This window comes from Tenacibaculum amylolyticum, from assembly GCF_964511145.1.
In the GTDB taxonomy this organism is placed as follows: Bacteria; Bacteroidota; Bacteroidia; order Flavobacteriales; family Flavobacteriaceae; genus Polaribacter; species Polaribacter amylolyticum.
Genome location: NZ_CAZEFZ010000013.1, coordinates 19,860 through 35,060, shown reverse-complemented (window position 1 = coordinate 35,060; position 15,201 = coordinate 19,860). Strand labels below are relative to the sequence as shown.

Genomic DNA, 15,201 nt, shown 5'->3' with positions numbered 1-15,201 from the left:
GTTACTATTTAAGTGTTTTTCGGAGGTATTTTTGTTTATTTCCAGCTGCTTCAATTACGAAGCTATATTGTTTATTATCTGGATAGAAATCTGGAGATAGCAGAAAAGTAGCGATTCCTTTTCTTGTGGGTTCTTCTTTAATTTCTAGAAGTTTACTATTTTCATAAATATGTAATTTTGTTACATAACCATCAGGAATTAATTGATTCATAAAGCTTTTAAGTGGACCAATGGTGATTACTCTATTATTTTCTGAAAAATCAACAGGAAATTTATCAAACAATTTTCCGTAAGAAATAGCAATGGTATCAGTTTCGGCCATTCCATCTATGTAGGCAGATACTTTCCAATTTTCTTCTTTATAAGGATGTAACATTTTAGCAGTTGCAATACCATCTATGGTATTTCCATAAGTTGTTAAATAAGCATTTTCAGAATTATTAATTACAAAATTCACATGTGTACCATCGCTAACAACATTACCAAACTGATCTTTAATAATAGATGTTTTAAAAGTGGTAATCTGATTTCCATCAGCAAAATCATGAACTCTACTGTAGGAAATAGAAAAATCGACAGGATTATTAGGGTACACTTCTGTGGTCATCTCTTTGGAAGAGACCCCGTTACATTCGGAGTTAGAGATAATTCTTCCAGATTGTTTGTAAGAAAATATTCGTATCCACGCGATTAAGTTATTTATTTCTTTGTTATTTTTTACTATCTGGTTTTTAAATTGGTAGTTAATCTTAACTGGAGTGTGTTCTGGTTCAGGATTGTCTAAACTGTCTGTAGGGCTAACTACAAGCATAAAATAATCTACACCTCCAGCTATAATACTAGGAGGTCCAGCATAAGATTCCATAATTGTTTTGGTAGAAGAAGTAATGATATCAATATTTCCAGCGCTAACTTCTTTAGAGTTTTCAATTAATTTCCAAACTAGATTCCCACGTTTATTATACATATGCTGGGGAATTCTGAAAAGAATAGTGTTGGCTTTTATTTCTGGATGAAGTATTGTGGTAGTATATGAATTTGTACAAAATAGAGCTAGTTTACTATTATTACTAGAAAACTCTAATTCAATAGGAATCCCAGCAATGCTTTGTTGCACATCGCTTATTAACTGTACCTGTTGCGATGTTTTATTAGAAGTGTCCTTATTCAAAGAAATAAGTACTAACAGACCAATATAAATAAGAAAATGTACGTTTTTAAAATTCATTAGTTTGGATTTCCTATATAATTATCTGTTTCTATTTTTATATAACTAAAGCCGTTTCCTTTGACTCTTAATAACCCTTTATGTAAGTGAGAGTAATCTCTTTCAGGTACTAATTTGTGAGAGATGTCTTCGTTTGGTAAACCATTTACAAAGCAAAACTCTAACTTGTCATATATAACTTTTATGCTATCTAACGTAGGGGCTGTAAAAGAAAAATTTTGTTTTCGTTGTTGACGCACACTTTCCTTTAAGAAAATATGATCTACCCATATTAGTTGTTGTTTTTCATTGTAATAAGAAACCAGTAGTTGGGTTATGGTTGCTTCTTCTGTTCCAGTGTTGAACAAATTACCTGATATGATACTGTCGTTCACACTAAAATTATTCAAACTAATCTTTTTGTATAAATCTGTTTTAGCAACATTTCCTTCACAATGTAAATTAAATAAGGTAGGTTGTTCCTCAAATTCAGTAGGTGTAAATTCATCAGGGTTAAAAATTTTAGGAATAGAGTCTTTCGTTTTAGACCAAGCAATCCCTTCAAAATCAATTCTAAAATTAGAGGTTTCTTTAGGCATTAATTTATGTTTTATCTGATGCTTAGAATTGTATTTGGCCAGAAGTTTATCGTCATCATTATATAATGTAGCTTTTATGGCTACGTCAGCAGGTACATTATCTACATTTTGTATGGTACCTATAACAGCGTAACTCTTATCTTTTTTTACCAATTTTGCTTTTAATACTTCTAAAACAGGTTGTTTTAAGACATCTTCATGTAAAGTTTGCTGAGTAGTAACTCTTCTCCTTCCGTGATTAAAATAAGAAGTTTTGTTGGTAATCATTAATTGATCAGGAGGAAGATCTGAGTTAGGTTTGGGTATTTGTACAAACCATTTTCCTCCTTTTTTCACAACTTCTATAAAATATTCTTTGTCAATTCGTTCTAGAGGAGTAATCCATTTTGTTGCAACTTTAACTTTAGCATGGTCTTTGGTTCGCTCTATAACTTCTGTATGAATTGCGTTTAATTTAGCGTAAGAACTTAATAAGCCATCGTTCACTGCTATTTCTAGCATATATTGATCGAGTTTTATTTTACTATCTGGATCAACAAACGAATGAGCTTGTTCAAAACGTTTAAAGTCTAAAGCATCAAAATAGGATTTAACAACACTGGTTGGTGAAATTTGAGTCTTATTTTCTATATAAAAATGATACATTCCATAGCAAACAACTAAAAGGATAAAAGCTCCCCAGCCCAGTGAGAAATACAATACTTTCTTAGGAAACTTATCATAGGGTACTTGAAATTTTATATAATCGGGAAGTTTAGTTTTTCCAATTTTAAAAATTCGGAATATAATTTCCTGAATATTTATAACAAAAAAAGCGAGAAATACGGTTAAAAAAGGAACGACACCCCACATAATTTTTAAGAACCTAGGAGCATCTTCTTTGGGAAGTATGGTAGACAAAGGAGGAACTCCAAGACGCTCCCAAACCATTATTCCGTTTTCTAATTGACGTAAGCGTTGCCAGCCTGTAAAATAGAGAATTGGATCGTAAAATTTGTCGTTAGAAAAAACGTATTTTAGATTATATTTTTCAGGAACAGTTAAAAATTGTTGCAAAGAACCTAATCCTTCAATTCCCCTAAATTTTGAATTTTCTAAACGCTCAACAGCTCTTGTTGTAAGTTCAGGTAACCTTCTAGCAGAATGGTAATTCCCATCTACACTCATTGCTTTTGTTTGTGCTCCTAACCAAGCTATTTGATCACCAAATCCTAATGTCAAGTAACGCCAATGATCGTGCTGGTCTTGGTTTAAAAAATTGATGATTGGAAGCATTTTAATTTTCTGAGGTTGTAATGGGCGAAAACTTCCTAAACTCACAGAAAAAATAGACATAAAAATGAAAGAAATAGCTAAAAAACCTCCTAAAATTCTATGGCTAACAGGACTAAATGTTTGTTGGAATAATTGTTTGATGTCGCCAGAAATAAATCGATAAGTAAACTCACCAAACATAGGAATAGACATAATGGAGGCCCATAAAGTAAACCGGTCTAGTGTTAGAATATTGAAAGCGTTTTCTCCTAATAATGTAATGGGAATTGGTGTTGTTCCTCCAGTTCCCAAAATCGTAAGCATGGTTATAGATAAACCAAAAAATATAAAGCGTTTACTGTAATATCTGTAAAATATAAAAGGTAATACTAATAGCATTACACCCCAAGGAATTAAGAAAAAGACCAATCCAGATGAAGTAACTTCTATGAAATTATCTCTAGATCCATGTGGGATTGGAACTTGTGTGATAGGGTTTTTCTTAGTATTAACCCAATAAGGAAGAATTGCAAAAATGATAATAAGTAATGATGAAAAACCAAATAGTATCATTCTCTTAAAGAGTTTTGCAAATACTCGAATAAATACACTAACAGATACTTTTTTTATAGAACCTTCTTCTTCAGTTGCTTTATCCATAATTGCCATTCCAATTAATGGGAAAATAAAGAAGACCATTCCAAATATTGGAGTTACATGATGAGAAGTAACAGTTATAGATATGAGTGTGATAGCTCTAAAAAAGTATTTATACTCTCCTTTTTTTAACCAAAGATATATTTCAGGTAGGGAATGCATTAAAACAGAAATCCCAACAATACTAGGAAGCTGCCCAAAAACATGTAATGTTTCTGCAAAGGAGGAGGAAAAAACAGTAATCATTGCGGCATATCCAGCAACTTTTCTATTTCCTGTCATTAACAAAGAGAAACGATAAGCACCAGTAATGAAAAGAACAATGGCGATAATTCCAACCGTAAAAAGACCAAACTTTAGCCCACCAACATAAGATAAAAAGCCAATGGATTGATGTACTAAAGGAGGGTAACTCATTACGGTAAATCCTGTATACCAACTGTAACTCCATGGGTCAAACCAACTGTTAGCATAATGATTCGCAAAGAATAAATGAATTAAAGCATCATAAGTATACTCAAGAGTAAAAAATATAGACGTAGTATGGTATAGTATACCAACTACTAATGCAAGAATTAGGTACTTGTTACTTCGTTTATTCAATGAGGGACTTTTTTCTTTAAATATACAATAAAGTATAAATAGACAAAATAACAATCGTCGATTAAAAAGTGTAATTCATCTAAAATCTCTTATTTATCAATCTTTTATCCGTAAAATTATTGTATATTACCTCACGGAGGAGGTAACATTATTGTATTTAAAATTTAAGGGATATGAAAATACTTACAATAGATGACCAGACATTGGTCTTGCTTTCTCTGGAAAAAAAACTTTCAGATTTAGGCTATGAAGTTTATACTGCCAAAACCGGAAGAGGTGGCGTTGAACTTTTTGATAGTATTCACCCAGATTTAGTAATAGTTGATATAAATCTTAGACACATGTCTGGTTTAGATATCGTAAAGTACATTAAAGAATCTTCTCGTTCTCAAACAAAAGTAATGGTAATGTCAGGAGAAACTAGAGAAGAAACTATTATAAAGGGGTATAGGTTGGGTGCAGACGATTACATGAAAAAACCCGTTACATTAAATGAAATTGTAGCGAGGGTTAAAAAATTAATCGGTCCGCCAAAAGAAAAAAATGAAGGAGCATCTACCGTAGACACGAATGGCTTGATTAGAGAAAAGTGTATTGGTGTGGTAATTCCTTGTTATAATGAGGAAGATAGACTACTGAGTGATGAATTTACCAGTTTTGTTTATGCAAATTTAGGGTATCATTTATGCTTTGTGAATGATGGTAGTACAGATAGAACTCTCGAAGTTTTGAATAAACTAAGTGAAGGTAGAGAAGATTATATAAGTGTATATAATTGTGAAAAAAATGGAGGTAAAGCTGAAGCGGTAAGACAAGGAGTTTTACATTTAGCAAAGAATCCAGAATTAGATTATATAGGCTTTTTAGATGCTGACTTGTCTACAGATTTTAAAGACTTTGATGATTTAGTAAAAACAATTCAAACTACAGATTACAAGATTGTTAGTGGTTCTAGAATTTCTAGAATGGGTGCTAATATTACGAAGCAATCTACAAGAGAGCTAATTAGTATGACAATTAATTACATTATTCAAAAGATTCTTGGAATGAAATTTAAAGACACGCAATGTGGAGCCAAGATCATAGATAAAGATGTGATTCCAATGTTGTTTAAAGACAAATTCATAACAAGATGGTTGTTTGATGTAGAAATGTTTTTAAGATTAAAAAAGAAATTTGGAGAGCAGGCTAAGCAATTAATTTGCGAACAACCGTTAAAAAGATGGGTGCATGCAGATGGTTCTAAACTCTCTATGAGAGATTCGTTAAAAATAGGAACTCAGCTATTTAGAATAGCTACATATTATAGATAGAAGGAGTAAAAATATTGATAATCAGTAAATTGTTGATATAATAATTGTATATTTAGGTACGTATACATATTCATATATGGGGGAAGGAAGGTGATAATTGATTTATTAACCACAAATAATCATATATGAAAATAATTACCATAGACGAAAAAAAATTGATTGTAAAATCGTTGAAGAGCAAATTATCCAAAATTGGATACGAAGTACAAACTGCTAGAACTGGAAAAGAAGGGATCGAACTTTTAAAAACATTTAAGCCCGACCTAGTAACTATAGATATCAATATGTCAAATCTTGAAGGGATTGATGTGTTGAAGTATATCAAAGAGGCTGGTTTAAATACAAAAGTTATGGTTATCACAGGGGAAAAAGAAGAAGGTGTAATTACAGACCTTTTCGATTACGGGGTAGATGAATACATTAAAAAACCCGCAACTTTAAGTGAAATCATTATTAAAATTAACAAACTTGTTGGTATGTGCGCCGTACCTGATGAGGTTTTTGAAGAGGAAAAAAGCATCATAAGAGAAAGGTGTATTGGAGTTGTAATACCTTGTTACAATGAAGAAGATAGGCTGTTAACAAACAGGTTTGTAAGTTTTGTAAAGCATAATGTAGGGTACTATTTATGTTTTGTAAATGATGGAAGTACAGATAATACATTACAAGTATTAGAAGAATTAAGGGAAGGGAAAGAAGATTACATCGATGTTTTTAATTGTGAGAAAAATGGAGGAAAAGCAGAAGCTGTAAGGCAAGGAATGCTTCATTTGGCAAATGATAAAGACCTAGCATTAGACTATATAGGTTTTTTAGATGCCGATTTATCTACAGATTTAAACGACTTTGATGATTTAGTTAAAACCATAGATGCCTATAACTATAAAGTAGTAAGTGGTTCGAGAATTTCTAGAATGGGTGCAAATATTACAAAAGCATCTGCACGACAAGTTATTAGTTTAACAATTAATTACATTATAAGAAAGATTCTAGGAATGAAATTCAAGGATACCCAGTGTGGAGCAAAAGTCCTAGATAAAGATGTAATACCTAGCTTATTTAAGGATAAATTCATCACAAGATGGTTATTTGATGTTGAAATGTTCTTAAGATTAAAGAAGCAATATGGAGAAAGAGCAAAAGAATTAATCTATGAGCAACCACTAAAAAGATGGGTACATGCAGATGGTTCTAAACTGTCGATGAGAGATTCTTTAAAAATTGGATCACAATTATTTAGAATAGCAACGCATTATAAATAAAAAAATAAGACCGATCTTAATTGTTAGTTTAGATCGGTCTTATTTTTTATATGATTCTATTAGTTATTTTATAGAGAAAGTTTCTTTTAAAGTTGTAGCAGAGCTACCACCTATAAAAATTTCGAAATCCCCAGTTTCAACTATAAAATCACCATTATTATTATAGAAACCAAGTTCATCTTTAGTTAGTGTGAACTCAACTACTTTAGAAGTACCTGGAGCAAGATTAATCAATTCAAAACCTTTTAATTCTCTAACTGGTCTTGTAACACTTGCTACTAAATCTCTAATGTATAATTGTACTACTTCTTTTCCTTCGTATGTGCCAGTATTAGTAACTTTTACAGATACTTTTATACTGTCATTTTTAGAAAAGTTTGAGCCGTTAATTTTAAAATCATTATACTCAAAAGTAGTATAGCTTAAACCATGTCCGAAAGGAAATAATGGTGTGTTTTCTGAATCTATATAATGTGACCAGAAAACATGAGGTTCTTGGTTTGGTCTACCAGTATTCTTGTAATTATAGTAAATTGGAACCTGGCCAACATTCCTTGGGAAAGTCATAGGTAGTTTTCCACTAGGATTGTAATCTCCATATAATACTTGTGCAATTGCATTTCCAGATTGTGAACCTAATTGCCAAGCTTCAACTATAGTAGGAATATGTTCAGCTGCCCATTCGATAGCTAGTGGCCTACCATTATTTAAAACTAGCACAATGTTTTTATTAACTGCATATACTTTTTCTAATAATTCTTGCTGTAATCCTGGTAAATCTAAGGTAGTTCTACTTCTGGCTTCACCGCTTTGAAAACCGTGTTCACCTAATACCATTACTACAACATCAGCATTTTTAGCAGTTTGAATTGCTTTATTTATCTCAGAAACATTGAGAGAGGTGTTAATTTTAACAGGTTGTGTAAACGCAACATCGCCTACAACTAAATCGATACCTTTTTCAAAAGTTAAAGAGTTCTTATCGTATTTTTGCATTCCTTCGTAAACAGAAACAGCAGTATTGTCATCAGATGCCAACCTCCAGCTTCCTAAAGGACTATTTTTGTCATTTGCTAAAGGGCCAATTAAAGCTATTTTTTGCCCTTCTTTTTTCAGGGGTAGTAAGTTATCTTCATTTTTTAGTAATACGATAGACTTTTTAGCAACGTCTAAAACTGCTTCATGATGTTTTTGATTACCAATATTTTCTTTTTCATTTGCTGGATCACAGTATTTAAAAGGATCATCAAATAAACCTAGTTCAAACTTTACGCGTAAAATACGTCTTACTGCATCATCTAAAATTTCTTCTTTAACAACACCGTCTTTTACAAGTTTTGCTAGTTCTTCTACATAAACATAACCTTCCATGTCCATGTCAGAACCTGCAGTAGCTGCTATTTCAGCTGCTTCTTTTTTGTCTTTTGCGCGTCCCCATGAAATTAATTCATTTATAGAAGCCCAGTCAGATACAACAAAACCATTAAAATTCCATTTTCCTTTTAAAATATCTCTTTGTAAATAACTGCTACCAGTAACAGGAACACCATTTAATTCATTAAAAGAATTCATCAATGTTTTTACATCGGCATTTACAGCAGCTTTAAAAGGCGGTAATACCATATTATGAAGGGTTGAAGTTCCAATATCTACAGTATTATATTCTTTTCCTGCTTCAGAAAAACCGTAGGCAGCGAAATGTTTTGCGCATGCAGCGATGGTGTTTGGTTTTGAAAGATCGTCTCCTTGAAAACCTTTAACTCTAGCTTGTGCAACTTTTGATCCTAAATAAGGATCTTCACCAGCTCCTTCCATAACACGTCCCCATCTGGCGTCTCTAGAAATATCTACCATTGGAGCAAAGGTCCAGTTAATTCCAGCTGCAGATGCTTCAGTAGCGGCGACTCTAGCAGAGTTTTCAATAGCTTTTAAATCCCAACTGGCTGCTTCTGCTAAAGGGATTGGACTTAAAGTTTTGTAACCGTGTATTACATCAAATCCAATGATTAAAGGAATTCCTAAGCGAGTTTCTTGTACAGCAATACGTTGTACTTCTCTAACGTTTTCGGTTCCTCTAACATTTAGCATAGAGCCTACCCAACCTTTCTTTAAATGCTCATATTTAGTTTTTGCATTACCTCCTTTTGGAGCAGGACCAGTGACGTCCCAAAAACCATTATATTGATTCATCTGACCAACTTTTTCTTCAATGGTCATTTTTGAAAGCAGTTGTGTTATTTTTTCGCTTATTGTTTCACTTTTAGTACCTATCATCAAATTGTCTTTTTTTTCACTTAAACACCCAGAAAATAGCAGCGCAGCTCCATAAATCAATGTTGTTTTCCTTAAGTGATGTTTCATGTATTGTTGTTTTTAGAAAAGTGATGTAAATTTATGATAGAAAAACGTTTTAAAATGTACTCAAATAATCAAAATTTGATATTTTTTTGTTTAAATAACATTAAATAATCTTTATTTTTGATAAAATAGTATCAGAAGGCTTTTTGTATACCGTTAAATTCTGTTCTAAATTCACTAGGTGTGTTGTTTTTAATCTTTTTAAACATTCTATTGAAATTAGCTAAGTTGTTAAAACCGCATTTGTAAGCAATTTCACCAACGCTTAAATCGGTTTCTAGTAATAATCTACTAGCGTAACTTACACGTGTACTATTAATATAAGAGACAAATGTTTTTCCTGTTCTTTTCTTAATAAAACGATTGAAAGAGACTGGAGTCATGTTTACTAGTTCGGAAATTTCATCTAATGATATTTTTCTTTGAAAATTGTTCTGAACATATTCGTATACCTTTTTTATTTTATCGCTATTCTCGAAATCGTTGTAGTTTGAAAAAGAGGTGGAAAGTAACTTCTGGTTTCTGGAAATAGATAGGTCGTGTAAGATGGAGATGAACTCTATAAAGTAATCAATACCAGATATTTTAGGTAATTCGAAGAGTCTAGGCATTAATTCTTTAATAGTTTTTTCTGAAAAAGAAATTCCATGAATGGATCTGTTTAGCATATCTCTAATAGATTTGAAGACTCTTCTAGAAAGTAATTTTTCATCTAATAAATCATTGTGAATATGTATTGTTATTTCGTGGATTTCCTTATTTTTACAATTATGAAGTTCCCAACAATGCGGTAAATTAGGGCCAACAAGCACTAATTCAAAATCACTAATTTCTCCCATATGATCTCCAATTACCCTCCTTACACCTTTGCCTTTGTAGACAAAATTAAGCTCATATTCCGGATGGAAATGAAGCGGAAAATCAAAATCATCTTTAACTCTGTAGTACACTAAAAAACTATCCGTCGGAGATAGCTGTGTAATTTCTCTGTGTATGTTTTTATTCATCGGTTTGTGTTTTGCGTATTCAATATTATTAAAAAATTATTAATGATTGATAAAATTATATTAACGATTTGTTAATATTGGATATATTTTTGTGTAAAACAAATGATTTTTAAGTTAGAAGTAATCTTACACAGTATATTTTAATTTTGTTTTTATGATAAATTAAGATGTGGATAGTTGCTTTAAAATTAAAAAAACACCAAATTAATTATCAATATGAAAAAAAATATCTTTAAGTATTTTTTACTGGCGTTTACCCTGCTTTCTTCTTTGTTTGTAGGAGCGCAAGATGTAAAGGGAGTCGTCTCTGATTCTTCTGGGCCATTACCAGGAGTTAGTGTAGTAATAAGAGGAACCACTAGAGGGACGGAAACAGGTTTAGATGGGGATTATATGCTTAAAAACGTAAAATCAAACGACGTTTTAATTTTTAGTTTTATAGGTTATAAAACGATTGAGATACCTGTAAACGGACAAGGTGTAATTAATGTTACATTAGAAGAAAACGCAGATACACTTGATGAAGTTGTAGTAGTAGGTTACGGAACTAAAAAGAAGAGTTTGGTAACAGGTGCTATTTCTAGTATAGATAGTAGAGAGATTAAAAGTGTTTCTAACCAACGTGTAGATCAAGTGTTACAAGGACGAACGTCGGGTGTAACAGTGTCTTCATCTTCAGGTTCTCCAGGTGCTGGAGCTAAAATTAGAATTAGAGGTACAGGATCAAGTGGAAGCGCGGATCCTTTATTTATTGTAGATGGGATGAAAGTATCTACGATAGATAATATTGCGCCGTCTGATATTGAAAATATCGAAGTCTTAAAAGATGCTGCTTCTGCTGCTATATATGGTACTGAAGGTGCAAATGGTGTAATTATCGTAACTACTAAAAAAGGTAGAGCAGGTGAATTAAGAGTAAATTTTAATTCTCAATTAGGTTTCCAATTTGTAAATACAAAAATGGAATTAATGAATGCTTCTCAATTTGTTACCTACTTAAATGAGTCGGGAAATGCAACAGTTGTAGATAACGGAGTAAATACTAATTGGATAGATGAAACATTTGATACTGCATTTATGCAGCGATATGATGTGAGTTTATCTGGAGGTACAGAAAATACATCATATTATTTCTCTGCATCGCACACGAATCAAAAAGGTATCGTTGGAGGAGATAATTCTTCATTTAAGAGAAATACATTCAGATTAAATGTAGTAAGTGATATTACAGATTGGTTAGAAGTAGGTGTAAATTCAAATACTTCTTTTATTGATAGAAAAGGTATTGTTGAAAATAGTGATACCAGAGGTGTTATACAGAATATGTTAATTATAGATCCATTAACTCCAGTAACATATCCTAGCGGGCAGGTTCCACAAGAAGTAATTGATAGAGCTGGGAATAATGGTTTTCCTGATATTCCTTTATTAACGGATGAAAATGGAAATGTATATGGGTACCCTACGTACTCTACAGGTGAAGTACTAAACCCTGTAGCATATGCAAACGCAATCCAGCAAAACATAAACGAAAACGATCAGTTTTTAACTACATTATATGCTAAATTCAAAATACTAGAAGGTTTGAGTTTCACATCTAGATATGGATATGAGCAAAATCAATTTTTCTCACAAACGAATACAAATGCATATTATGTAGCTTCAGAAGCAGCAAATACCCAATATAATATTAATAGGTCTAAACAACGATTTAGAAGATGGTTATGGGAAAACTTTGCGTCTTATGAAAAGTCAATAAATAATCATAACTTTAAGGTGTTAGCAGGATATTCTGCAGAGCAAACTAGAAGGCCTTCATTTGTAAGTGAGGCGTACTCAATACCAGTAGCAGACTTTACTGGGTTTAACGTGAATAGTGGATTTACTTTAGATCCTAATTCACCAGTAAATTTGACGTTTAGAGATAACTTAGTTTCAATGTATGGACGATTCTCATACGATTATATGGAAAAGTATCTTTTCGAAGTGTCATTAAGACGCGACCGATCTGATAAATTCCCAGCATCTAACAGATCAGCAACTTTCCCTGCATTTTCTGCAGGATGGCTAGCATCTAGAGAAGACTTCTGGAACGATGAATCATTTGTGAATTATTTTAAGCTAAGAGCAAGTTGGGGACAAAACGGTAATAAAAACAATTTACGAGGAAATGCAGATGTTACTGCAATTGTAAATCAAGTAGGTGGCTTGGAATTAAATTATTTAGGGAATGTTGGAGCACAAATTACTGGTTTTGCTAACGAAAACCTTGTATGGGAAACATCAGAGCAATTAGATATTGGTGCAGATTTTAGAATGTTTGAAAACAGATTGAATTTATCTGTAGATTACTATAAGAAAACAACAAAAGACTTAGCTTTTGTAGCAGGTGAATTAATTACACCAGGTTCTGCAGGTTTCGTTTCAAACGATTTCAATGGAGGAACTGTAGTAAATAAAGGTTTTGAATTTGAGTTAGGATATTCTGACGAAACAGATGGAGGTTTCAGTTACCAAATCAATGCAAATTTATCTACATTAGATAATGAAGTAACTGAAATATTATTTGTGCCAGAAGGAACTTCTATTGTTGGAGCAAATGCACCACAAAATAACGATGGAGTAACAAGATTTACTGAAGGATTACCAGCATGGTATTTCTATGGATATGAAACAAATGGTATTGATCCAGCGACAGGAGAAATTATAAGAGTTGATACCAATGGAGATGGTAACATAACAAATGATGATAAAACATTTATAGGTTCACCACACCCTGATGTACTATACGGTGGTAATATAAGATTAGGTTACAAAGCTTTTGATTTTAACCTGCAATTTCAAGGAACTATTGGAAATGAGATTTTTGCAACTTATCACCAACCATCTAGACCAATTACTAATAAGCCAGTACATTTCTTTGACGGTAGATGGACTGGACCAGGAGATACAAACGCTACATTCCCAGGAGCAGCTAATATAACTTCTGCTTACGATACCGATTTAGTAGTGGAAGATGGTTCTTTTATGAGAATAAAACAAATTCAATTTGGATATACATTACCAGAAAGTGTTGCAAGTAAATTACATGTGAGTAGTTTAAGAATGTATCTTTCATTTGATGATATTTTTACATTCACAAACTACAAGGGACTTGATCCTGAAATAGGAAACTTTGGATTTAACGATATAGGTGTAGACCGTGGATATTACCCAGTAGCAGGTAGAGCGCTTTTTGGGTTTGCTTTAAACTTTTAACGACTTAAAACTTATTTAAAAAATGAAAAAAATAGTATACAGTTTAGTGCTCATATTGTTTTTAGGTGCTATGGCTTGTAGTGAGGATTTTACCAATAACCCTCGCGAAGATGTACAAGATTTAGAGTCTTTCTTTAAAGAGGAGGCTAATGTAGAACAAGCAGTAATTGGTATTTATGATTTAATGCAGTACAATTACAGTAGAGATTGGCATAGTGCATTTTTTGTGAAATTATTACCAGGAGATGATGCAAATGCAGCAGGAGGAAATTCAAATGACCAACCACAATTACAAGATATAGACGATTATACGAATGTAGCAACATCAAATCCTTCTATAGAAAGTGTTTGGAATCTTTTCTACAGAACAATTGCAATGTCTAACTTAGTAATTGAAAATCTAGAAGGTAGTACTCTAGGAATTAAAGATAGAGCAATTGCAGAAGCTAAATTTTTTAGAGCATGGTGTTTCTTTGAATTAACTACGATGTTTGGAGATGTACCTTTACGATTAAAAGTACCAACAAGTGCTGCTGATTTTGGGTTAGGAAAATCTACTAGAGCAGATATTTATGCACAAGTAGAGTCTGATTTACAAGATGCAATTGCAAACTTACCAGAAAAATCAGCCATCGCACAAAACTTTAGAGTGTCAAAAGGAACTGCACAGGCTTTAATGGGAAAAGTATTAGTATTCCAAGAAAAATATGCAGAGTCTCTTCCATTTTTTGAGGCAGTAATTAACAATCCTTCTCATAATTTAGAACCTAACGTAGCGGATGTTTGGTCTGTAGATCATGAGTTTGGAGTAGAGTCTTTATTAGAACTAGGATATATTTCAACCACAGGAAGAGATTGGGGAAATATTGCTTGGGGTGGAAGAAACGAAAGTAACTTACATATCCAATTAATGGGACCTAGAGGAGATGGTATCTTTGGGGTAGGACCTATAGGTTTACTAAACGGTTGGGGCTTTAATTTACCAACAGCTAAGTTAGTTACAGCTTTTGATGCGGCTGGAGATACAAATAGAAAAGCAGCTACTGTAATGACAGAAGCTGAATTAATAGCAGCTGGTGGTTCAGTAGATCCTGCAGCAGCAACTGGTGGGGTTATCTGGGATTACGAAGGTGCTATTAGAACAAAATATGCAACAAGATCTGAAGATACAAGTGCAGATGGAGTAAGAGAATTAAACTACAGTACAAACTTTAGACTGTTTAGATATGCAGAAGTATTATTACTAGCTGCTGAAGCATATAACAAAACAGGAAATGATGCGCAAGCAAGAATAGAATTAGACAAAGTTCGTGAAAGAGCTGGATTGGCAGACGTAAGTCCAACACTTACTGGAGACGCGTTATTTGATGCCATTGTAGATGAAAAATTCTTAGAATTAGCACATGAAGGGCAGCGTTTTTGGGATTTAGTTCGTTGGGGTAGAGCTGCTACAGAATTAGCAGGTACAGGCTATACGTCAAAAAATAACTTATTCCCAATACCAGCTTCAGAAATTGATAAGAATACAGAGTTAACAGAAGCAGACCAAAACCCTGGTTATTAATAATCTTAACCAGATATAAATATTTGTAGATTGTATTTGAATTAATGATCTAAAATAGGTAAAGCAGTATGGATGCTCATGCTGCTTTACTAATTTTGATATATGAGAAACTCATTGTT

Annotated in this window: 8 protein-coding genes; 4 read left to right on the top strand and 4 right to left on the bottom strand. The window is 32.6% G+C overall.

Annotation, left to right across the window (positions count from 1 at the left end; all coding sequences use genetic code 11):
• Positions 1-4: 4 nt before the first annotated feature.
• Both ACKTTC_RS05980 and ACKTTC_RS05975 read right to left on the bottom strand, forming a co-directional pair.
• Entirely contained in the window at positions 5-1,228 is a 1,224-nt protein-coding gene (locus ACKTTC_RS05980; protein WP_408038889.1) for a hypothetical protein, read from the bottom strand.
• Complete coding sequence (locus tag ACKTTC_RS05975) at positions 1,228-4,320, bottom strand: hypothetical protein (protein WP_408038888.1); 3,093 nt, start codon at positions 4,318-4,320, stop codon at positions 1,228-1,230. The genes ACKTTC_RS05980 and ACKTTC_RS05975 overlap by 1 nt, the downstream gene beginning before the upstream one ends.
• A gap of 173 nt (positions 4,321-4,493) precedes the next feature.
• Between ACKTTC_RS05975 and ACKTTC_RS05970 the strand changes: the two genes are divergently transcribed.
• Entirely contained in the window at positions 4,494-5,633 is a 1,140-nt protein-coding gene (locus ACKTTC_RS05970; protein WP_408038887.1) for a response regulator, read from the top strand.
• 125 nt (positions 5,634-5,758) lie between these two features.
• Positions 5,759-6,895 carry a response regulator gene (locus tag ACKTTC_RS05965; RefSeq protein ID WP_408038886.1) on the top strand — a complete coding sequence of 379 codons (1,137 nt, stop codon included), beginning with the start codon at positions 5,759-5,761 and terminating at the stop codon, positions 6,893-6,895.
• A 63-nt stretch (positions 6,896-6,958) separates the two neighbouring features.
• Here ACKTTC_RS05965 and bglX read toward each other — a convergent pair whose 3' ends face one another.
• Positions 6,959-9,256, bottom strand: a complete 2,298-nt coding sequence (gene bglX / locus ACKTTC_RS05960; RefSeq protein WP_408038885.1) for a beta-glucosidase BglX — start codon at positions 9,254-9,256, stop codon at positions 6,959-6,961.
• 131 nt (positions 9,257-9,387) lie between these two features.
• Positions 9,388-10,260 carry a helix-turn-helix domain-containing protein gene (locus tag ACKTTC_RS05955; RefSeq protein WP_408038884.1) on the bottom strand — a complete coding sequence of 291 codons (873 nt, stop codon included), beginning with the start codon at positions 10,258-10,260 and terminating at the stop codon, positions 9,388-9,390.
• Positions 10,261-10,476: 216 nt separating this feature from the next.
• Between ACKTTC_RS05955 and ACKTTC_RS05950 the strand changes: the two genes are divergently transcribed.
• Positions 10,477-13,518: a SusC/RagA family TonB-linked outer membrane protein gene (locus ACKTTC_RS05950; protein WP_408038883.1), complete on the top strand. Its 3,042-nt coding sequence runs from the start codon at positions 10,477-10,479 to the stop codon at positions 13,516-13,518.
• A gap of 22 nt (positions 13,519-13,540) precedes the next feature.
• Positions 13,541-15,082: a RagB/SusD family nutrient uptake outer membrane protein gene (locus ACKTTC_RS05945; protein ID WP_408038882.1), complete on the top strand. Its 1,542-nt coding sequence runs from the start codon at positions 13,541-13,543 to the stop codon at positions 15,080-15,082.
• Positions 15,083-15,201: the final 119 nt, after the last annotated feature.

Bases quoted from the DNA above. Each gene is read 5' to 3' on its own strand.
- ACKTTC_RS05980 (WP_408038889.1), bottom strand. From the start codon at position 1,228: ATGAATTTTAAAAACGTACATTTTCTTATTTATATTGGTCTGTTAGTA.
- ACKTTC_RS05970 (WP_408038887.1), top strand. From the start codon at position 4,494: ATGAAAATACTTACAATAGATGACCAGACATTGGTCTTGCTTTCTCTG.
- ACKTTC_RS05965 (WP_408038886.1), top strand. From the start codon at position 5,759: ATGAAAATAATTACCATAGACGAAAAAAAATTGATTGTAAAATCGTTG.
- bglX (WP_408038885.1), bottom strand. From the start codon at position 9,256: ATGAAACATCACTTAAGGAAAACAACATTGATTTATGGAGCTGCGCTG.
- ACKTTC_RS05955 (WP_408038884.1), bottom strand. From the start codon at position 10,260: ATGAATAAAAACATACACAGAGAAATTACACAGCTATCTCCGACGGAT.
- ACKTTC_RS05950 (WP_408038883.1), top strand. From the start codon at position 10,477: ATGAAAAAAAATATCTTTAAGTATTTTTTACTGGCGTTTACCCTGCTT.
- ACKTTC_RS05945 (WP_408038882.1), top strand. From the start codon at position 13,541: ATGAAAAAAATAGTATACAGTTTAGTGCTCATATTGTTTTTAGGTGCT.